We start from the raw sequence: 20,425 nt of genomic DNA on the forward strand, positions 1-20,425 counted from the left end.
ACATGTCTATGAGAGTCAATGATCTAAACTCGATCAATGGCTCATGTGATCCTCGGTCTGCTCCTGATCGCCCCGCAGACCTTCTACGACCTCATCAAAGGGTTCGAGGCCGGTGTCGCGCTCTTCTACAGCGCCAGCTCCGGCAGCATCAAACGCGCGCTGGACACCCTGCTCGCGCGAGGGTTCATCGAGGTCGCCAGCGTCGAAGCCGGAGGCCGGGGACGGAAGGTGTACCGCCTGACCGACGCCGGCCGCCAGGAGTTCCGCGCGTGGATGACAGGGGACCTGGCCGGGCCCGATCCGGAGACCGCGGCGCTGTCCAGGCTCTACTTCCTCGGTCTGCTGGAGCCGGCCGAACGCGTACCGGTGCTCCGCCGCATCACGGCGCGCCTCGAGGCCGACCTCGCCGCGCTTTCGGCCCTCGACAAGCACCTCGCCACCCTGGCCGTTCCCGAGGAGCACCGCGACCTCGCCACCCATCAGCGCGCGACGCTCGACTACGGCATCGCCTCGCACCGCTTCGCGATCGACTGGTTCCGCGATCACATCGACCGGCATGAGACACCGGACCACTGACACCGTACAGACGCGGTCCCGAACCGCCGGCACGCCCGTCACCGAACTCGGGACACATCAGCGCGCGCTCCGGCGCGGCAACTTCACGAAGGCCCGGGCTCATGGCCTCGCGTTGGAACGTGGATCGTCCCGGAGCCGAAGCGCCCCCGCCGGATGCAGAATGAAAGAGCAGCGGGCAGGGGCGGAAAGGCGGGTGCGCCATGCCGGGTAAGAAACCTGGAACCACGTTGGAGTTGGGGCACCACAGTGAGTGCACCGTTCTGCGGGTGAGGGGTGGGCTCACCCGGGACGCTGCTCCAGCGATGCTTCTTCAAGGCGAGATAGTGAGTTTGAAGGCGGACGGTCCTCCGCGCCTGGTTCTCGACCTGGGGGGAGTCACCGCCTGGGATGACGCGGGGGTCGGGGCCGTCATCGGTGCGGCGAAGCGGGTCATGACGGCCGGCGGGAGGCTGCTCATCGCGGCGACCCCGGTCGATCTCAGGGAGCGTTTCCGGCGGGGGAGGTTGGACCGGCGGCTGGAGTTTCGCGAGACCGTTGAGCAGGCCGTGAACGAGTTCGGCGTTCCCGGGTAGGCGGTGGTAGGCCGGACCTGTGTGCTTTCCTCCGGAGACAGGATGTCAATGCGTCTACATCCAGGCGAGACCGAGGCCGTCGGCTGGCGGGTGATGACCGTGCTCGACGCCGTCCGGCAGCTGCGCGACGCGTCACCCGACGTCACCGGACGTCCGCGGGTGATCGCGATCGACGGCCGGGGCGGCGCCGGCAAGACGACCCTGGCCGAGCGGCTACGCGAGGCGGTGCCCAACTCCGCCGTCGTGCACACCGACGACGTCGCCTGGAACCACGCCTACTTCGACTGGGGCGCCGTGCTCGCCGAGAACATCCTGCACCCCCTGCACCGGGGTGAGGCGGTGGACTTCCGCCCTGATGCCTGGATCACCCACGACCGGCCCGGATCGATCACCGTCCCCGCCGGTGCCGACTTCATCTGGGTCGAGGGCACCGGCGTCATCCGCGAGGAGCTCACCCCCTGGCTGGACGCCTCGGTGTGGATGCAGGGTGACCTCGACGAGCAGGAGCGCTTGTTGACCGTCCGCGACGGTGACTCCCCCGAGCAGCTGGAGCACGTGGCGAACTGGCTGTCGGAGGAACTGCCGTTCGTGTTGCGAGAACAGCCGTGGGCCCGAGCCACCATGATCGTCGCCGGTCCTCCGCAGATCGACCACGACCCGGACACCGAGTTGGTCGTCACCCCGCCGGCCGGCCCTTGAGGCGGCTGGCCCTTGAGGCGGCCGACCTGCCCGCGGAACGCAGGTGAGTTCACCGCCCTCCGGCGTAGGGTCGACGGCGGACGGCCGTCCACCTCATCCCCCCTCCGGGGGCGCGCCGATGGCGGAGGACGCCGAGGCGGACGGGCGATTCGCCGGCCCGCGCACCGAGTTCGGCACCGACCCGCTCATCGTGGTCCCGCCGGTCGGGCTCTCGCCGGCCGGGCCGGAGGATTTCGTACGAGCCGACGCACCGAGCGCGAGCAGCAGCAATCCCGCCGAGGCCCATGCGGCCCAGTCTCCCAGGGCGGTGTAGAGGGTGGCCGAGCCCTCCTGAGGCAGGGTGGCCGTGACCATGGCCATGCCCGTTCCGCCGCTGTGGCGCTCGGTCACGATCCGGCCGAGGCCGTCGCTGACCGTCAGCAGTCCCTCGCGCGCGGCGCGGGCCACCGCCAGTCCGTTCTCCACGCCGCGCACCACCGCCATCCGGCTGTGCAGCCACGCGTCCTCGTCGAAGTCCCAGGCGGGCGCGAGCAGGGCGGCGACGCCGGCCTCGCCGTACTCCCTGACCAGGCCGGGGAAGTCCAGGTCCTTGCAGATGATGAGGCCGAGCCGGTCGCCGTCGAGGAAGGCCAGGCCGGTGCCGGGCCGGAACTCGCGCTCCACCTCGGGGATCATGTGGTGCTTGTCGTAGCGCACTCCGGAGGGATGGCTCACCGCGCTGTTGGTCTCCATGGCGATCCCCACGACCACCTCCACACCCGGGCGGGTGAACGGCAGGTCGGCGTTCTTGAAGACCTTCTCGGGCAGCACCACGATCTCCGCACCGCGGGCCACCGCGGTGTCCACCGCCTCGCCGTACCGGCGGACGAGATCCTCGGAGGCGTCCGTCGCGACCAGCGCGACCTTCCGTCCTCCGGTGTCGGCGGGCGTCGCGAGCCGTACGAGACCATGGCCGAGCGTGAGCGCGACCAGCACACCCGAGACCACCGCCGCGCGTGGCCGCAGGACCGCGACGGAGGCGGGTACGAACAGCAGGAGGAAGGTGATGCCCCAGACCCCGGTGACCGAGGCGGTCTGCAGCACGGGCAGGAAGTCGGCCTGCGTGTACGCCAGGCTCCACCAGGCTCCGTGCGGTCCGGCGAGGTTCATGGCGTACTCGGCGGTGACCCAGACGGCCGGTACGGCCGACGCCGCCAGGAGTGGCCTGCCGCGCGCGAGCAGGGTGCGGAAGAGCAGCACGCCCGAGCCGTAGCAGAGCGCGGGGCCGGCGATGAGGGCGGCGGCCAGCGCGGGCGGCATCTCAAGGGGTCCGGTGAAGTACGGCCACATCTGCGCCTGGCCGGCGAGCCAGACGAGCGTCCCGGCGGTGAAGGCCGTACCCCTGCCCGCCCGGCGGGCCAGGAACAGGACAGGGAGCGGCGCGAGCCAGGTGAGCCACCAGACAGGGTGGAGGCCGGTGCCGAAGTGCGTCAGGACGGCGGAGGCGAGGGTGAGGAGGAGGCGTGCCATGCCGATGATCGTGCTTTCCCGCACTCCACCGGCGCGTCACCCGCGGGTGTGATCTCCGTCGTCACTCTCACCGGCGACCACCAGCCCGGACTCGTAGGCGAGTACCACGGCTTGGACCCGGTCCCGCAGGCCCAGCTTGGCGAGCATGCGGCTGACGTGCGTCTTGACCGTGTGCTCGGTGACCACGAGCGCGGCGGCGATCTCCGCGTTCGACAGGCCGTGCGCGACCAGCCTCAGCGTCTCGCGCTCGCGTTCGGTCAGTGCGTCCAACCTGGTCGTCAGGCGGGGGACGACGCCGTGGGCGGGTCTGCGCACCAGATCGTCGAGCAGCCTCCTGGTCGCCGCCGGGGCCAGCAGGGCCTCACCCGAGGCGACGGTACGCACGGCGTGGGCCAGCTCGTCGCGCCGGATGTCCTTCAGCAGGAAACCGCTCGCTCCCGCCCGGACCGCGTCGTAGACGTACTCGTCGAGGTCGAACATGGTGAGCACGAGTACCTTGGCGGCGGTGGTGGCGCAGATCTCCCTGGTCGCCTCGATGCCGTTCTTGCCCGGCATCCGAACGTCCATCAGGACCACGTCCGGCCGGAGCCGCCTGGCCGCGGCGATCGCCTCCTCTCCGTCGGCGGCCTCACCGACCACCTCCATGTCCGGCTGCGCCCCCAGGATCAGCCCGAACCCCGCGCGGAACAGGTCTTGGTCGTCGGCGATGAGCACCCGTAACATGCGGGCTATTCAAGCGGAAATTCAGCTCTCACCATGAATCCCCCGCCCCGTCCTGCCCCGGCCCTGAGCGTCCCGCCGCATGCCGCCGCCCGTTCCCGCATCCCGGCCAGCCCGTACCCGCCGCCCTCGCCCGGTCCCCGCCCGTCGTCGGCGATCTCCACCGTCAGGCTCTCCCCCCAGGTCAGAGCGAGGCATACGGCACGCGTACCGGCGTGCTTGCGCACGTTGGTGAGCGCCTCCTGAACGATGCGGTAGACGGCGGCCTCAACGCTCTCGGCGACCAGGCGCGGGGTACCGGCGGTCGTGCTCACCACATCGAGACCGCTGCGATCGAGCAGCGCCGGGAGGTTGGCCAGACGCGGCTGAAACAGCGACTCACTCATGCGCTCGCCGGCATGGCCCCACACCGGCCCGCCGCTTTCGCCCGGGACCCGCAGCGCGGAGAGCGCCCCCCGGAGCTCGGCCAGCGCACCCCTTCCCGTGTCGGCGATCGTATCGAAGACCGCTTCCGCCCTGTCCGGGTCGCTGCGCACCACCACCGGCCCCGCTTCGGCCTGAACCACCATCAGACCAACGGAATGGGTGACGATGTCATGCATGTCGCGCGCGATCCGGGTGCGTTCCTCGGCCACCGCCGCGATGTGCTCCTGCTCCTGTCGCCGCGCCCGCTCGGTCAGCTCGGCGGCTCGCGAGCGGCTCGCCCTGGCACTGGTGCCCAGCGCGTAGGCGGCCACGAAGGTGGTCCCCACCAGCCGGAAGGTCTCGTCGCTCTCCCCGGGCAGCACCAGCGAGGAACCCACGGTCGCCACGATCACCGGAATCGCCGCCAGCCGCTTCCAGGTGGGACTCAGATCGGCGATCGTGTAGACGGCCAGCAGCGGCCCGAAAGGCAGAAACGGTTTCTCCCACGTCACCAGCACCGACATCGCCGCCCCGACCACCACCGCCACCACCATCGGCGCTCGCCTGCGCCACCCCACCGGCACCGACGCCAGCAGCCCCAGCCCGATGATCCACCACGGATGGGGATCGGGCAGGAGCAGCGGCACCACCGTAGCCAGGACCACGCCCGCCGCGAGCACCCCGTCAACCGCCCTGCCGGTCCGGAACGCTGCGAACATCCGCCCATTATCCGGATTCATCCGCCTGCCGCCCTCACTCTCAAGAGTGATCGTTCCGGCCGTGCGGTCCACCCCTCACCCGCATCGCGGTCCATCCCTAACCCACCTCAAGGAGCACACGGCCACGCCGCGCAGGATCCGCCCGGAAGGGAAGCGGGCCGGTGTGATCAGGGCGGCGGCGTGGGCCGTTCGACGCGGGACCGACCGAGACGCACGCGGAGCAGGTCTGTGACCGAGGGGCCACCCGAGAGGCACCACACGGCGATCACGGGATCGCAGATCGCGCATCCCAGGGAGGAGTGGTCCGCGAACGGGATGATCGGGTTGCCGTGCAGGTGGTGCGACAGATCCCAGACGGTGTGCAGCAGCCACCCGATGCCGATGAACGTCCACGACTCCAGGCCGCGATAGGCGCAGTAGGTCATGACGGCGGTGAAGGCGAGTTCCCACGGGCCGAAACCCCCGCCGCTGAGATAGGCGGCCCCGGCTCCGGCCACCATGATCGCGTTGAACCTGCGCCGGTGCGGTTCGCGGATCAGGGACATCAGGCCGCCGACCCCGCCAGGCCCCTGCCGCCGGCCGTCCGTGACGCGCTCCGCGGCGCCGCCGCCGACGGCACCCGGATCGCCTCCATCTGCTCCGGCACCTTCATCCTCGCCGCCGCCGGACTGCTCGGCGGGCTGCGCGCCACCACCCACTGGCTGGCCGCCGCCCAGCTCGCCACCGCCCATCCGGACGTCGACGTCGACCCGGACGTGCTCTACGTCGACAACGGGCAGATCCTCACCTCGGCCGGCGCCGCGGCGGGACTGGACCTGTGCCTGCACATGATCCGCCGGGACTACGGCTCCGCGATCGCCGCCGACGCCGCCCGGCTGTCCGTCATGCCGCTGGAACGCGAGGGCGGCCAGGCCCAGTTCATCGTGCAGCGGTACCCGCCCACCCCTCGCGGCTCGGCCGTCGAACCCCTCCTGCGCTGGATCGAGGACAACCTCGCCCGCGATCTCACCCTGGCGGACATCGCCGACCAGGCCGGCACGAGTACCCGCACCCTGATACGGCGCTTCCGCGAGCAGACCGGCACCACACCACTGCGGTGGCTCCACCGGGCCCGGGTCCGCCAGGCCCAGCACCTGTTGGAGACCACCCACCATTCCGTCGAACGCATCGCCGCCCAGGCGGGCTTCGGCTCGCCCACCGCCTTCCGCGACCGGTTCAAACGCGTCGTCGGCGTCAGCCCCCACGCCTACCGGAGCAGTTTCAGCTAGAGCCGGCTCGCCGTCCACCGGCGCCGGCAGGGCCGCGGGTGGTCGGTCGTGGACCAGCGTGGGACGGCGTGGCTCGTCAAGGTCGACGACCTCGGCGTCGAGGACGCCGGACGTGCTGATGCGTTCGACCGGCTCGGCCGCGAGGGGGCTCTTCAGCCGGCTCGGTGGTGGGGGACGGCCCTGCTGCCACGGCGGTACGGGGAACGGCGGGTACCCGCGTCCACGTACGGAAACGCTCAGTCCACCAGGCCGGCGCGGTAGGCGGCGATGGCCACCTGTACCCGGTTGGTGACGGCGAGCTTGTCGAACAGGTGGGAAATGTGGCTTTTGACGGTTGCCTCGCTCATGTGCAGGCCGGCCGCGATCTCGGTGTTGGAACGGCCGAGCCCCACCTCGGTGAGCACCTCCCGCTCGCGGCCGGTGAGGGTTTCCAGCCGGGCGAGCGCGTCACGGCGACGCCGGACGGGCACGTCGGTGGTGACCCGGTGGATCAGCCGCCGGGTCACCTGCGGGGACAGCATCGCGTCACCGCTGTTCGCGAGGCGTACGGCACGGATCAGATCGTGCGGCGAGGTGTCCTTGAGGAGGAATCCGCAGGCCCCGGCCTCCAGGGCGGTGAAGACGTGCTCGTCGCTGTCGAACGTGGTGAGGATCACGACCGCGGGCGCACGGGCGAGCCGGCGGATGGTCTCGGTGGCGGCGAGGCCGTCGGTCCGCGGCATCTTGATGTCCATCAGGATGACGTCCGGCCCCAGGCGGTGCACGGCGTCGACCGCCTCGTCCCCGTCCGCGGCCTCCCCCACGACCTCCACGTCGGGCGCGGATTCGAGGATGAACCGCAGTCCGGCGCGGATCAGCGATTCGTCATCCACCAGCAGCGTCCTGATCATGTGTCCCTCGCGGACGCGTCCCACGGCAACCGGCCCTCGAGACGCCAGCCTCCCGCATCGCCGGGCGCGCTGCGTACCGTTCCGCCGATCAGACGGAAACGTTCTGCCAGGCCCACGAGACCGGCTCCGGCGCCGGAAGGGCGCGCGGCGGGCCGGAACGATCGCTCGTTGGCGACCGTGACCGTGACGCCGTCCTCCGGGCTCCCGGTCACGGAGACGGTGACGGGTGCTCCGGCGGCGTGCTTGTGCGCGTTGGTCAGCCCTTCCTGCACGAGCCGATAGGCGGCCCGGGCGGTCGCCACCGGCAACGTGCCGAGGTCGCCGCGCAGCGTGACGGCGCTGCCGGCCGACGTCCAGGACTCCACCAATCGCCGCAGGTCGGGAAACCCGTCGTCATGTCCGGCCCGCAACACGCCCACGATCTTCCGCAGCTCTTCGAGGGCCTCCTGCGCGGTGACCCGGATCAGCGCCGCCTCCCGCTCGACCCGCGCCGATTCCGCGCCGGGGTTGACCTCCAGCCCGCCGGCGTGCAGCGAGATGAGGGTGACCTTGTGCGCGAGCACGTCGTGCATCTCCCGTGCGATTCGGCCGCGTTCGGCGGCCTTCGCCTGTTCGTCGCGCAGGTGCCGTTCGGTCTCGGCGCGCTCCGCGCGTTCCCGCAGTGATCTGGTGAGCTCGCGGCGGGTGGCGGTGTACCCCCCGGCCACCAGCACGGCGGCGGTGGCGGCCATCGCGGAGAGCAGCGCGTCCGTGCCGAACCTGCCGTCGTCGACCCACTGCTGTGCCAGGAATCCCGCCACGCCGATCGCCGCCAGCGCCGCGAACCGCGGGCCCGGCCGCGCCCCCGCGCCGGAGAACAGGCCGATCAGCAGCGGCCCGGGGTTGCCCGACAGCGCGTACGCACCCGCCCCGACGGCGGTGACCGTGATCGGCCACCGATCGCGGAACCACACGGCACCCGTGGCGACCAGCCCGGCGGCCGCGATGACCACGCGCGGCAGCGGCGCCCACGGCACCCTGACCGCCAGAACGGTCAGGAACAGGCAGAACACCACAGAGGCCGCGCTGATCGCGTGCGGGCCGAGTGTGACGACCCGCCGCAGCGCGTTCCGGTACGTCACCATCGGCCCAGCGTAGCCAGGACGGCGGCGCGTCACCTCCTGCGAACGTCGATGCCGTCCGTACGAAAATCTCCGACTTTAGTGTGATGCGACCATGGCTGTGATGGCGATGCGGCCACGCCCTCGCCGGCGGCACCGTTGATGACTCCCGACAACGTCAGGAGTCACGCCGTGTGGCCAGTCGCCCTTCCCCGCCTGCTGCTCATCGCCGCGCTGTCGCTGGTGGCCGTCTGGCCGCCTGCCGCGGCGGCGGCCTCGGCGCGCGTTCCGGACACCCGTCAACTGGCGGACTTCTTCGACGCCGCTATGCCGAGAGGGCTGGAGGCCAACCACGTGCCGGGCGCGGTGGTCTCGGTGGTGGGCGCCGGGAAAACCCTCTTCAGCAAGGGGTACGGCCTGGCCGACCGCGAGAACGGGACGCCGTTCGACTCCGGCACCTCGTTGGTGCGGATCGCCTCGATCACCAAACTGTTCACCTGGACCGCGGTGCTGCAACAGGTGCAGCGGGGCAGGCTCGACCTGCACGCGGACGTGAACCGCTACCTCACCACATTCCGCGTCCCCGCGACGTACCCCCAGCCGATCACGCTGGCGCAGCTGATGAACCACACCGCCGGGTTCGAGGACCGCACCGTCGGCGTGGGCGCGCGGCGCAAGGCCGATGTGCCGCCTCTGGGCACGTATCTCGCCGAGCACATGCCGGCGCGGATACGCCCGCCCGGAGAGGTGTCGGCCTATTCGAACTATGGCGCGGCGCTGGCCGGACACATCGTGTCGCAGGTGAGCGGGCAGCCCTACGACCAGTACGTACAGGACCACATCCTGGACCCGCTCGGCATGCGGCACAGCACGGCCTCCGAGCCGGTCCCCACCCGCCTAGCCGCGGGCCAGGCGCGCAGCTATGACTACGAAGACGGGATGTACCAGCGCAAGCCCTTCGTCTTCGACAACCTCCCGCCCGACGGATCGATCAGCGCCACCGCGAACGACATGGCCCGCTTCATGATCGCCCACCTGGAGGACGGGCCCCTCCTCGACGAGCCCACCGCCCGTCTCATGCACCAGCGGTCCTTCGCCGCCGACCCCCGCATCGACGGGTACGCCCACGGGTTCAAGGAGCAGACCGTCAACGGGCATCGCGTGATCATGCACGACGGCAGCTGGGAAGGCTTCCAGAGCGCGCTCCTGCTGGTGCCCGACGCCGACATCGGCCTGTTCGTCTCCACCAACGGCACGGGCGGCATCGATACCGTCACCGAGCTCATACCCGCCTTCTTCAACCGTTTCCTCCCCGGCGACCGCGCCGCGCCCTCCGACCCGCCCGGCACGGTGGCCGCGCCCTCCGCTCCGCCCGGCACGGTGGCCACGCCCGTGGCGGGCTTCTACAAGCCGGCCCGCACCGCCGAGTCGACCATCGAGAAGGTGCTCACCCTCACCGGCTCCTTCCGGCTGCGGGTCGAGGACGGCGGGAAACTCGCCTTCAAGGGCATGACGTGGAGCCCGCTGGCGCCAGGGCTCTACCGGCAAGACGACGGTTCCCAGCGGCTGGCGTTCGTCACGAACGGCACCGGCGTCACGTACGCGGCCACCGACGGGCCCGCCTACGAACTCATCCCCTGGTGGGACACCCCTCCGGCCAACCTCATCGTCGTCCTGGTGTTCGTCGTCACCGCCCTGACGGCCGTACTCGGCCTGCCGTCGGCCGCCGCGCTCCGGCGACTGCGGAGACGCCCCGCTCGAACGCCTCGCGCCTGGCGCGCCGGCCGCCTCCTCGCCGGCCTGGCCGGGACCGTCGGGCTGGCGTTCGTCGTCATGTTCGCGCTGACTCTGACCGGCGACACGAGCATCCTGTACGGCGTGCCGGCGACCCTCCGGCTCCTGCTGCTCCTTCCCCCGCTGTTCCTCGTCCTCACCATCGCCGCGATCGCGACCACCGTGATCGGCTGGAGACACGGGCCCGTCGGCATCCTGGCCCGCGGTCACCAGGTGACCCTGCTGGCCGGAATGCTGGCCCTCGTCTGGTTCTGCCTGCACTGGAACCTGCTCGGCTGGCAGTTCGGCTGATTGCCGCCCGCTGACAGACGACCTACCTCCATGACTTCACCCCGCCACCACGACGTTCACACCCGACCGCCACCACACCAGCCCGTTCTACCTGCGAAGACAGGACGGAGTTTCCGCAAAGAGCCGGAGGGGCCGCTCCCGCTGCCGCTTCCTCTCAGCGTTTCTCCCGGAACGAATCGTTCAGCCGGCGGAGAACCGATCCAAAGCCCATCGAGATCATGAAACGTCGGCGAAGGCCCCTATGATCGCGATCTATGACGCGTCCGCATGCTGCCACGGAAACCGTGACCATCACCCTCGGCGTCGACTACAGCCAGGCTTATCTCTTCGATGACACCGGCGAAACCGATATTCCCGAGCACTTGGCCGACGACGACCCGGTGCGTCCTCTTGGGATCATCAACGTGGGAGACGGCGTCGCCCTGCTGACCATCGGCACGCACTACGGCAAGGTCCCTTTCAACGTCCAGGTGGCACGGTCTGAGCCCACCCCGGATCTCGGCGCGTACGAGGACATCGTGGAGATCAGCTTCGTCTCGGAGGCGGGGAGCGTCTCCCTGCACGAGTGGGGAGACGAGGACATCCACGAGCTACCGCCGCTTCCGGCTGGACCGGGTTGGTATCGCCTGCGGTACCACGCCTACGGCCTGGACGAGGGGCGCGCCGACTGTTACGAGGAGAATGCGCCCGATCGCTACCTTCTCCAGATCTGGCCGGCGGACGAGAGCGGTCCGCGTGTCGTGAAGAGCACGAGCGACCGACACCGGCGATGGACACAAGCTCGCTGAGGGTCCATGTTGCGTCCGGCCTCGACGCCGCTCTCCGGTGAGCCAGGGTGAGGAACGAGCCCCGGATCTTCGATCGCCCCCCGGCCACGGCAGGCATCGGCCATCCCGTGATGATCGTCGTACTGTACTGGGGCGGCGCGACCTGAGCTGTTGAAGAGGTGACGAAGTCATCGGGCACGCAACGGGCACGCTGTGAGGAAACTGATCTCTGATCAAGGGCGGCGGTCAACGAGGGCCATCATGTCTGGGTCATCCGGCTTCTTCAGGACATCGTCGATCCACTCGTCCCCGGAGCGGATCTGGTGAAAGCGAAACACCACGCAGGTGTCGTTCGCGCCAATTACACACCGCACCCGCTGAATCCTCCCGCCTGCCTCGTCCTACCCCGGAGGGGCGGCAGCTCGGAGACGGAGGGTAAGGCCGTCTTCGTGTGTGCGTCGACCGGTAGGCGTTCCTCGGTCAGTAGGCGTTCCTCGGTCATGGGATGCCGACGGTCACAGACGGCCCTGATCCGGAGGAGTCGAGATGTCGGGCTTGCCTGGGACGTGGCGGGCGGGAAGATCCGGCTTCCATCTCAACCACCTACGGCCCTCGTGGGGCAACGTCGATCATCCCGGAGCCGGGTGCCCCGCGGAGGCGTCTTCTGCTTGGACGGGCGAGGTCGGATAGGTGCGTGCTAGCGTCGCGGCTCGTGCTGGAGAACGTATATGTGGGTAGCGCGGACGTGGATGCGGCCTGTGACCGTGGTTGGCTGCTCGGGCACTTCAAGCCGGCCGATGATGTCCGGCACAGTGACGGTGTCGAGATCAAGTGGGGCGTGCACCCGCGTGGCGATGAGCGTGCGCAATGGGTCACCGGTGAGAAGCGTACGGCGCTACTCATGTTGATCAGCGGCCGTTTCCGGGTGGAACTGCCGGGACGTAGCGTGCTGCTGGCCAGGCAAGGTGACTACGTCGTGTGGGGCCATGGCGTCGATCATTCCTGGTACGCCGAGGAGGAATCGGTGGTGCTCACGGTCCGCTGGCCATCGGTCCCGGGTTATGCGGTTCCTGACCAAGGACTCGAACACCCGTCAGGCGGCAGCGGAGTGGCCGGCGTTCATATGAAGTACCAGAAGGCGCCGCGAAGCGATGAGAGCCGGTAGCTGGAACCCTCCCGACAGGCGGCGGTGCGGCCCCACCGCAGCGGGCGATGGTCGAGTGCGGCGGCCAGGCGGTGCGGCGCGCGGGCCGACTCCCGCCGCCATTCGGGACCGGCGCCCACACCGCACACCCGGACGGTGGGTGGGTGGAGGGTCGTGCGCCGTTGCCGCGCCGTTGATACGGCGGTTGGGCTGGGGTGAGCGCAGACGCTTACGTGGACTCAGAAGTATGGACTCAGAAGTATGGACTCAGAAGTATGGACTCAGAAGTATGGACTCAGAAGTATGGACTCAGAAGTATGACTGCCGGGCACGCGCACGAGGAGCTCCACCATCTGGTCGATCGACTCTCTCCGGACCAGGCGCGTCGTCTGCTGCGTCTGGTGAAGACGGATCCGGAGCTGGCTGAGACCGTGGACGAAGAGACCGATGAGCCGGCTCGGCGCCGGCGGTTGTCGATCGCGGGGATCGGTGCCTCCGGTGAAGGAGATCTGTCGGAACGGGTCGAAGATCTGCTGGCGGAGCGGTTCAATCGGTCAACGTGACTTCCACGCTCCTGGACACCGGCCCCTTGATCGCTGTTGTCGATCGAGATGACAAGCACCATGCCTCATGCGTGCGTCGTCTCGAAGAGCTGGACGAGCAACCAAGATCGAGAAATGGATGCGGGACAGACCTGGTGCTCATTCCCGCTAGGCAGTGTCCCGCGGATCATTTGACTGGGTCGCGGAGCCAGATGCGGATCGAGGCGACGTCGATGGTGCCCTGGTAGATGCGTTCTCTCTTGTCGTAGCGCGTGGCGACCGCGCGGGAGTTCTTAAGCTTGTTGAAGCAGCGTTCGACGGTGTTGCGTTCGGTGTAGCGGTCGCGGTCGAACGCTGGTGGCCGACCTCCGGACGAACCTCGTCTGCGCCGGTTGGCCTTCTGGTCCTCCTTGACCGGGATGACCGCCTGGATGCCGCGTCTGCGCAGATAGGCCCGGTTAGCGCAAGAGGAGTAGGCCTTATCGGCCATCACGGCACCGGGCCTGCGACGCGGACGTCCCAGACCACGGCGCGGAATACGAACAACCTCCATCAGCGGGATGAACCGCGGGGAGTCACCGTGCTGTCCCGGACTGGTCAGCCGGGCGATCGGCCGGCACCGCCGGTCCGCGACCAGGTGAATCTTCGTACTCAGCCCTCCCCGGGACCGGCCCAACGCCTCCCGGCCGACCGAATTCTTGTCATTCGATCCAGCCCTCCGCACGGTCATCAGCGGCCGGAGCCCGCCGGCCCCCAGCCGCGTGCTGATGCGCACGAGCGATGGTCGAATCCGCACTCACCGTCCAGTCCTTGCCCTCGGCCTCATCACACCCGGCCCGCAGCCCATCGAGGATCCTGGCCCACGTCCCGTCCAGTGACCAGCGACGATGCCGGTTATAGACCGTCTTTCAGTTCCCATAACAGCCAGGCAGATCACGCCAAGGACCGCTCGTACGGGTCCGGAAGAACACACCATTGATCACCATCCGATGATCAGCCCACCGGCCACCACGCCGCGGCCTCATCGACGGCAGCAACACCTCCAACCGAGCCCATTGACCATCGGTCAGATCGTGCCGCTTCAACCGCTCCTCATCCACAGAACTGATCTACCAGACAAACCAAGATCTACGACGCTGCCTGGCGGCTTCATCGGATCCACAGCCTGCGGTGCCACCACGGACCTCCCGGATCGGCGAAAGGATCGGGCAGCGTACGCGCGAATGCCATCCTGTCGATCGGACGCACGGCCGCGGCGAGGACGCCGGCCGCTCTCGGCGGCAGCGCGCGGACGGCCTCCTCGATCACGTCGCGGGTGTACGGCGGGTCGGCCCACGTGTGGCCGACCTCCAACATCATGAACTCAGGCGAGGCGTATGGAGCACAGCGCGCGTGTTGTTTCCACGCCCCCAGGGCACGCTCAACGGCGTCTTTATCCAGCTTCTTCTTCTCCATGGCCCTGACCTGCCGGTATATGGACAAGGGCAGTATCGACCGCGAGGGCCAGAGAGGACCCGGTGAACGCGGGTGCAGGGGCAGTTCCGCCCGTATGGCGGCGGGGCGCCTACGCGGCATGACCCTTTCTGTGGATCCTCATGCGGCACATCTTCGACCGGGCCGAGCCCGATCGTCAAGCCACTTCGCGCGCCGGATCGCGGCTGGGTTCGCCACATGCCATCGGCGTTCTCAACTCGACGACATCCTCGGCCGCCTCGCGGCCAGCGCCGACGCCCTCTTGCGCTAACCGGGCCTATCTGCGCAGACGCGGCATCCAGGCGGTCATCCCGGTCAAGGAGGACCAGAAGGCCAACCGGCGCAGACGAGGTTCGTCCGGAGGTCGGCCACCAGCGTTCGACCGCGACCGCTACACCGAACGCAACACCGTCGAACGCTGCTTCAACAAGCTTAAGAACTCCCGCGCGGTCGCCACGCGCTACGACAAGAGAGAACGCATCTACCAGGGCACCATCGACGTCGCCTCGATCCGCATCTGGCTCCGCGACCCAGTCAAATGATCCGCGGGACACTGCCTAGGCGTGGCAATCATTGCCAGGAGCATGGGAAGTAGGATAGAGAGCATGAGCGAGCCTACTGGCAAGTACTCGATCACCATGCCGCGTGACATCGCGGAGGCCGCACGGTCCCGGAGCGGCCCTTCTGGTCTGTCCGCCTACGTCGCCGCCGCCGTCGCCCGCCAGATCGAGCGCGACAACCTCAGCGAACTCATCCAGGTCGCCGAGGCCGAGCATGGCCCCATTGCCGATGACGAAGTCCAGGCACTGCGCGACCAACTCAACCAGGCCCGGCAGGGACAGGCCCACGGTGGGGCGGACACTGCATGACCCGTTCTCCCGCCACCCCCGGCGGCACGCTGGTCCTCGACAGCGAGGGACTGGCCAAAGTCGTCCTGCGTGACCGCACGGTCACCACATGGCTCGCTCTCGCCCGCGCCGACGACCTCCGCGTCATCACCTCCGCCGCCACCCTCGTCGAAGTGGTCCACCCCCGCATCAACCGGCCGGCTCTGGAGTGGTCACTGTCCCGCCTTGTCGTTGAACCGGTCACCGAACCGATCGCCCGCCACGCCGCCGCACTTCTGTCTGGCGCCGGCCTGCACGGGCACAAGTACGCCGTCGATGCGATGCTCAGCGCGACCGCCCTCGCTGCCCCCGGCCCCGTCACGGTTCTCACCTCCGACCCGGAGGACCTTGCCGCCCTGTGCGGCGGACGCGTCATCGTCATCAAGGTCTGAGCTGCGCGCGATGACGAGCATGACGGAGCGGTGGGAGCAACGAGAGCCAATGGCCCGAGAAGATCGAACAGCCCTGGAAACAACGAAGGCCCCGGCCGGGAATCCATCTCGGACCTGGACCTTGAAGTGTGGAGCGGGTGACGGGAATCGAACCCGCGCTGTCAGCTTGGGAAGTGTATGGATCACGGCTTACAGGGGCGCTGAGCTGGGCGTTCGGCAAGTCATGAGTGACCGTGGTTGACCCCTCGTCACCCTGTCTAATGGCACGCTAATGGCACGAGCGGCAGGATGATCCGGTGAAGCTGAACGAGAAGGCCGCGGCGGGGATCGCGGAGGAGTACCTGGACCGGTGGCGCCGTGTCGCACGCTACGACGAGCTCGCCGTGATGGAAGAGAACGGTGACAAGGACTGGGAGAACGTCACCGGCGAGGATGGCCAGGAGTACAAGGTTCTCTCCTACGTGCTTCCACATGGCGACGAGACGCTTCGGATGGTGATCTCGGTGAACCACCGGAGGAAGAATGATCATGCGGCTGCTGACCCGCTGATCCGGGAAGCGGTCATGCGCTCGGACGGCACCGTGACCACACCGGCAGATCTGGCCGAGCTAGAGGATCGTTGGCTTCTGCCCTATCGCGGTATACAGGTGGTCCAGGTCCGGGTGAGCTATCAGTTGACGTTGCTCCTCGACGGTGACGCCGCGGTGAACATCGAGACCACGGCGACCCTCACCAACGGCTCACTGAGCGCTCCCGACGCGGAGCCGGTCCAGCTGGCCCCTGAACGCCAGGAGGTGGCGCCGGCCTTGGCGCTCTTCGGCGCGACAGTCGTGTCGTCGGTTGCCTTCAAGTCCGGTGCGCTGCGGCTGGTCTTCGACACCGGGACACACCTGAACGTGAAACCCGATTCCCACTACGAGGCGTGGAGCACCTGTGGTCCTGACGATGTGCGCTTCGTCTGCCTGCCGGGCGGTGGACTTTCGATTTTTCGATGATCGAAGAAGCTAGTTTGGAAGATCTCGGCACGTGATTCTCCGACCTGCGGTGTTCCAAGTCAGTGGCGGTCGCGCTGTATTCATGAGTCCCCCTTGTTCACCCTCCTGACAGGCACCAACGGACACGGCATGGCGCCAAACCCAAACCGCATTAGCAGCTCTGATCTTGCCCGTTCAGATCAGTTCCACCTGGACCAACAGGTCTCGGTGGTCCGCCTGGAACGGTGCTGTACGTAGCTGGATTGCAACTAGAACTGCAACTAGGACGGGTCCGTCGACCGCGCCAGCTTCACGGCATAAGCGTTGGTCTGGTCAATATCAGCTACAGCCTGCACGGCAGCGGTTTGCTCACCTCTGCGGTGCAGGAGACGCACGAGTAAGTACAGCGCATACTTATCACCGTGCTGGGCGCGATGCCGCAAGCCTTTCTCGTAACCTTCCTCCAACAGCAGTCGATCGAGCCGCCGTCGAGCGTGCCGGTCAGTTTCGGCCCATTCAGCCAGCTCATCAAGCCGTCTGGCCTTCGCAAGCAAATCCATGTGCCACAGATGCGCATCATGCCGGACGTAGTCGCTGCTGTAACACTCCGCAATAGGAGTGATCGCCGAGATCGCGCTATCCCAGTCACCACGGCTCTCCGCCGCGGTTACCACGTCTGCCCAGTCCTCGACCACAACAGCATGTAACCGTGGACACCGACACAGCGCAATCTCACTGCTGGGCTACCGCTCAACAGTCACTTTTTACAGGACCGGACAGCCAGTCTGTGCGAGGCAAAAGCTCAGCCACGTTCCTCGGTGAGCCGGGGTGAGGAACGAATCCCGGATCTTCGATCGCCCCTGGCCAGGGCAGGCCTCGACCACCCCGTGGCGATCGTCGTGCTGCATTGGGCGGCGGCGCGACCAGAGGCCGGCGGATGCTGTGAGGGCGGCACGGCGTATGTGCGGCGACGGCCCGGAGACCTGCGCGCCGCTGGGACCGGCCCCCAGGCCGCAGCCCGGCGCGCGCTGGCAGGCGCAGCGCCGCCGCCGCCGCTTGTACCTGGGCGGGGTCCAGCTCGGCAAGCTCTCCACCGCGATGATTCGGCAGTGGCGGGCCGACCTACTCGGCAACGGGGTCTCTGTCAGCATGGCGGCCAAGGCGTATCGCCTGTTGCGGGCCGTGCTGATGACGGCGGCCGAAGAGGATCACATCATCTCGCGCAACCCGTGCCGGATCCGCGGGGCCGGCGACGAGCACGCCCAGGAGCGCCCGGTGCTTACTGCGGCCCAGGTCTTCGAGCTGGCCGACCTCGTGGGCCGTCGGCCGGTCGGCAACATCCGAAAGCTCAAAGACAACGCCTACCGGCTGCGCTTCCAACGGCACGGCGAGATGCGCACCCATCCGGAGGTCTTCACCACACGGGCGGACGCCGAACGGGCGCTGTGGAAGATGGGCACGGACGGTCGGGCCGACTGCACCCATGACCGGCGTTTCCGCGCCCTGGTGCTCCTGACTACTTTCGCCAGTCTGCGATGGGGCGAGGTGAGCGCGCTCCGTCGCAGTGACATCGACTTCGATGCGGGGACGGTGCGCATCCGGGCAGCCTTCGTCGAGCGCTCCACGGGTGAGCTGGTCTTCGGTCAGCCCAAATCCAAGGCCGGGCGTCGTGTGGTCGGTATCCCCCAGGGCGTCATTTCGGTGCTGCGGGAGCACCTGGCCATCTATGTCCAGGAGGATCCCGGCGCGCTCGTCTTCCCCGGTGCCAAGGGCGGCCCGCTCCGGCGCAGCGGGTTCAACACCCGCACGCGCTGGGTGGATGTGGTCAGGGAGATGGGTCTTCCTGGTCTCCACCTCCATGATCTCCGTCACACGGGCAACATGTTCGCCGTAGAGTCCGGCGCGGGGCTCAAGGATCTGATGGCCCGGATGGGTCACGACAACGTGCGCGCCGCGATGATCTATCAGCACGCCGTGCGGGGCGCCGACAGAACGATCACGGACGCGATCGACCAGCAGATCAGTGGGCGCGACGACGAGGAGGACGGCTCGTCGGGGAAGCTGATCCCGATGCGCTGATCGAGAGCTAATGGCACGCCAATGGCACGCGAAGATCAAATAGCGTTGGAAACAAACAAGGCCCCGGTCGGGAATCCATCCCTGACCTGGGCCTTCGCTCTTGGAGCGGGTGACGGGAATCGAACCCGCGCTGTCAGCTTGGGAAGTCTCTAACGCACCTGGCCGCTGAGCTGGGGAGACGCTGACCTGCGGGGGAGTGCTTCGGTTACCCGTGATTCCCTGTGAGTCCCCCTTGCTCCCTCTGCTGACGGGCACGCAACGGGCACGGCCTGAGAACCCCGTGCGGACGCACCCACCCCGCCCGCCGGATCTTCCCGTCTGCCTCGTCCCACCCCGGAGGGGCAACAGCTCGGGGACGGAGGATCAAGGCCGTCTTCGCGTGTACGCCGGCCGGTAGACGTTCCTCGGCCATGGGATGCCAACGGTCACAGACGGCCTTGATCCGGAGGAGTCGAGATGTTGGGCTTGCCTGGGACGTGGCAGGCGGGAAGATCCGGCCCCACCTCAGCTGTCTACGGCTCACGGCTTTGCAACTGTGATCATCCCGGAGCCGAGCCCCCCGCCGGAGGCTGTTCTTGTCGGCCTCGCTGTTAAGAGGTCGGGCGGTGCCAGGGGTGGTCTTTGTAGCGGAGGACGTCGATCAGGTGTCGGCTGTATCCGCTGGCCTGCACGACTTCGTCGATCTTGTCGGTGCGGGAGTGGTGGGGGAGGAGCTGCTGCACGAGCCTTGCGATCTCGGCTCGGATTTCTCGGAGCTCAAGGGCCATGTAGCGCTCTTCTTCGCCGAGCCTGCCGAGTTCGGAATAGCGACTGTCTGGAGGTGGGGTGCTCTCGGCCATGTCGTCACTGTATGCGGCGGGCCGGTGGGCGGCGAGCGGGTTAGGTACGGCGGGTGCGCGGGTCGGTGGACGGCCCGGGGCGCCGCCGGCCGGGACCGGCGCCCACGCCGCACGCCCGGTCGGCGGGCGGCAGAGGGCCGGGTACGGCGGCGCGGCGCGCCGCCGCTTGATACCTATGAGAACAATTCAGCAACGCCGCTGCGTTTGAGAGCGAGGCTGTATGTCAAGGAGGGGCGGACAAGGCAGCGGGACGATGCTGAATCAGCGTGGGACCAAGCTAGTTCGCCAGTCGAACGCGTTCTATGCATCCCAGAACTGCATGCGGAACTCTTCGATGTTGTCCAGTGGGTACGCGTCTGTCGGGTCGTTCCCGAATGAAACGTACGCTGACGCGAACGTTTCACTCCTGTCCGCGGGCTTGAAGATTGAGCATCCTGTGTTAGAGCCCATCGGCGCGACCCATGGGGGCTGCTCACCCTTCCTCGCACTCGGCCCAACGACCGATCATGCTCCCGGACGCGGCCGACCTCATTCTGTTAGGACTTATAAGATGCCTAAAGCCTTCCGGACATTTTTGGAGTGAGGGTGGTCCTCCAGCCACTTCATACTCGCGGAGACCATTTCGGCGGGCCATCCCGGCTCTAGACTCAGTTGGCGCGCCAGGGTCAACAAAGCGATCCGGATGTGTACGGAGTCTGGATGGTCTTTCAGCCACTCGATACTTGAGCTGATTAGGTCGGTGGCCCACCCCGGTTCTAGGTCGAAGTGACGCACCAGACCTATCA

Annotated in this window: 21 protein-coding genes and 2 pseudogenes; 13 read left to right on the top strand and 10 right to left on the bottom strand. The window is 68.1% G+C overall.

The window, feature by feature from the left end; genetic code table 11:
• Nucleotides 1-36 precede the first annotated feature (36 nt).
• The 3 genes from AB0F88_RS06325 to AB0F88_RS06335 all read left to right on the top strand — a co-directional run bounded on the left by AB0F88_RS06325 (nt 37) and on the right by AB0F88_RS06335 (nt 1,847).
• Entirely contained in the window at nt 37-576 is a 540-nt protein-coding gene (locus AB0F88_RS06325) for a PadR family transcriptional regulator (RefSeq protein ID WP_362678088.1), read from the top strand.
• A gap of 200 nt (nt 577-776) precedes the next feature.
• The gene (locus AB0F88_RS06330; RefSeq protein WP_362678090.1) at nt 777-1,148 is read left to right on the top strand and encodes an STAS domain-containing protein; all 372 of its coding nucleotides are present in this window, start codon (nt 777-779) and stop codon (nt 1,146-1,148) included.
• A 48-nt stretch (nt 1,149-1,196) separates the two neighbouring features.
• Nucleotides 1,197-1,847 carry a hypothetical protein gene (locus tag AB0F88_RS06335; protein WP_362678092.1) on the top strand — a complete coding sequence of 217 codons (651 nt, stop codon included), beginning with the start codon at nt 1,197-1,199 and terminating at the stop codon, nt 1,845-1,847.
• A 93-nt stretch (nt 1,848-1,940) separates the two neighbouring features.
• On the opposite strand, the gene AB0F88_RS06340 is transcribed toward AB0F88_RS06335, so the two are convergent.
• From AB0F88_RS06340 to AB0F88_RS06355, 4 genes are all read right to left on the bottom strand, one after another.
• Nucleotides 1,941-3,356 (bottom strand): hypothetical protein, encoded by a 1,416-nt coding sequence (locus tag AB0F88_RS06340; RefSeq protein WP_362678094.1) that lies wholly within the window; start codon nt 3,354-3,356, stop codon nt 1,941-1,943.
• Nucleotides 3,357-3,392: 36 nt separating this feature from the next.
• Entirely contained in the window at nt 3,393-4,079 is a 687-nt protein-coding gene (locus AB0F88_RS06345; protein ID WP_362678096.1) for a response regulator transcription factor, read from the bottom strand.
• 5 nt (nt 4,080-4,084) lie between these two features.
• Nucleotides 4,085-5,200: a histidine kinase gene (locus tag AB0F88_RS06350; protein WP_362678098.1), complete on the bottom strand. Its 1,116-nt coding sequence runs from the start codon at nt 5,198-5,200 to the stop codon at nt 4,085-4,087.
• Nucleotides 5,201-5,367: 167 nt separating this feature from the next.
• A complete protein-coding gene (locus AB0F88_RS06355; RefSeq protein ID WP_362678100.1) occupies nt 5,368-5,745 on the bottom strand; it encodes a DUF6010 family protein in 378 nt (125 codons plus the stop codon).
• Between AB0F88_RS06355 and AB0F88_RS06360 the strand changes: the two genes are divergently transcribed.
• Nucleotides 5,722-6,468 carry a helix-turn-helix domain-containing protein gene (locus tag AB0F88_RS06360; RefSeq protein ID WP_362678102.1) on the top strand — a complete coding sequence of 249 codons (747 nt, stop codon included), beginning with the start codon at nt 5,722-5,724 and terminating at the stop codon, nt 6,466-6,468. The genes AB0F88_RS06355 and AB0F88_RS06360 overlap by 24 nt on opposite strands.
• Nucleotides 6,469-6,704: 236 nt before the next feature.
• Here AB0F88_RS06360 and AB0F88_RS06365 read toward each other — a convergent pair whose 3' ends face one another.
• Both AB0F88_RS06365 and AB0F88_RS06370 read right to left on the bottom strand, forming a co-directional pair.
• Complete coding sequence (locus AB0F88_RS06365; protein WP_362678104.1) at nt 6,705-7,358, bottom strand: response regulator transcription factor; 654 nt, start codon at nt 7,356-7,358, stop codon at nt 6,705-6,707.
• Complete coding sequence (locus AB0F88_RS06370; RefSeq protein ID WP_362678106.1) at nt 7,355-8,482, bottom strand: histidine kinase; 1,128 nt, start codon at nt 8,480-8,482, stop codon at nt 7,355-7,357. Before AB0F88_RS06370 ends, AB0F88_RS06365 begins: the two co-directional genes overlap by 4 nt.
• Before the next feature lie 168 nt (nt 8,483-8,650).
• On the opposite strand from AB0F88_RS06370, the gene AB0F88_RS06375 reads away from it, so the two are divergent.
• The 4 genes from AB0F88_RS06375 (at nt 8,651) to AB0F88_RS06390 (ending at nt 13,017) form a co-directional block, all read left to right on the top strand.
• Nucleotides 8,651-10,543 carry a serine hydrolase domain-containing protein gene (locus AB0F88_RS06375; protein WP_362678108.1) on the top strand — a complete coding sequence of 631 codons (1,893 nt, stop codon included), beginning with the start codon at nt 8,651-8,653 and terminating at the stop codon, nt 10,541-10,543.
• 254 nt (nt 10,544-10,797) lie between these two features.
• Entirely contained in the window at nt 10,798-11,331 is a 534-nt protein-coding gene (locus AB0F88_RS06380; RefSeq protein ID WP_362678110.1) for a hypothetical protein, read from the top strand.
• A 691-nt stretch (nt 11,332-12,022) separates the two neighbouring features.
• Nucleotides 12,023-12,475, top strand: coding sequence for a signal peptidase I (locus AB0F88_RS06385; protein WP_362678112.1), 453 nt, complete (start codon nt 12,023-12,025; stop codon nt 12,473-12,475).
• Between the two features lie 296 nt (nt 12,476-12,771).
• Entirely contained in the window at nt 12,772-13,017 is a 246-nt protein-coding gene (locus tag AB0F88_RS06390; protein ID WP_362678114.1) for a hypothetical protein, read from the top strand.
• Nucleotides 13,018-13,183: 166 nt separating this feature from the next.
• Here AB0F88_RS06390 and AB0F88_RS06395 read toward each other — a convergent pair.
• A pseudogene (locus AB0F88_RS06395) lies at nt 13,184-14,081 on the bottom strand (IS5 family transposase).
• 64 nt (nt 14,082-14,145) lie between these two features.
• Entirely contained in the window at nt 14,146-14,451 is a 306-nt protein-coding gene (locus AB0F88_RS06400; protein WP_362678116.1) for a hypothetical protein, read from the bottom strand.
• 287 nt (nt 14,452-14,738) lie between these two features.
• Here AB0F88_RS06400 and AB0F88_RS06405 point away from each other — a divergent pair.
• From AB0F88_RS06405 to AB0F88_RS06420, 4 genes and pseudogenes are all read left to right on the top strand, one after another.
• A pseudogene (locus AB0F88_RS06405) lies at nt 14,739-15,011 on the top strand (transposase); the annotation flags it as partial.
• Nucleotides 15,012-15,074: 63 nt separating this feature from the next.
• Nucleotides 15,075-15,338 carry a CopG family transcriptional regulator gene (locus AB0F88_RS06410; RefSeq protein WP_362678118.1) on the top strand — a complete coding sequence of 88 codons (264 nt, stop codon included), beginning with the start codon at nt 15,075-15,077 and terminating at the stop codon, nt 15,336-15,338.
• Nucleotides 15,335-15,748: a PIN domain-containing protein gene (locus tag AB0F88_RS06415; protein WP_362678121.1), complete on the top strand. Its 414-nt coding sequence runs from the start codon at nt 15,335-15,337 to the stop codon at nt 15,746-15,748. The genes AB0F88_RS06410 and AB0F88_RS06415 overlap by 4 nt, the downstream gene beginning before the upstream one ends.
• A 296-nt stretch (nt 15,749-16,044) precedes the next feature.
• Nucleotides 16,045-16,743, top strand: coding sequence for a DUF6188 family protein (locus tag AB0F88_RS06420; protein WP_362678123.1), 699 nt, complete (start codon nt 16,045-16,047; stop codon nt 16,741-16,743).
• Nucleotides 16,744-17,003: 260 nt separating this feature from the next.
• On the opposite strand, the gene AB0F88_RS06425 is transcribed toward AB0F88_RS06420, so the two are convergent.
• Nucleotides 17,004-17,417, bottom strand: coding sequence for a hypothetical protein (locus AB0F88_RS06425; RefSeq protein ID WP_362678125.1), 414 nt, complete (start codon nt 17,415-17,417; stop codon nt 17,004-17,006).
• A gap of 265 nt (nt 17,418-17,682) precedes the next feature.
• Here AB0F88_RS06425 and AB0F88_RS06430 point away from each other — a divergent pair, with 265 nt between their 5' ends.
• Nucleotides 17,683-18,801, top strand: a complete 1,119-nt coding sequence (locus AB0F88_RS06430; RefSeq protein ID WP_362678127.1) for a site-specific integrase — start codon at nt 17,683-17,685, stop codon at nt 18,799-18,801.
• 590 nt (nt 18,802-19,391) lie between these two features.
• Here the strand turns inward: AB0F88_RS06430 and AB0F88_RS06435 are convergent.
• Nucleotides 19,392-19,640: a hypothetical protein gene (locus AB0F88_RS06435; protein WP_362678129.1), complete on the bottom strand. Its 249-nt coding sequence runs from the start codon at nt 19,638-19,640 to the stop codon at nt 19,392-19,394.
• Nucleotides 19,641-20,425 lie beyond the last annotated feature (785 nt).

The organism is Streptosporangium sp. NPDC023963 (assembly GCF_040639135.1).
GTDB lineage: Bacteria > Actinomycetota > Actinomycetes > Streptosporangiales > Streptosporangiaceae > Streptosporangium.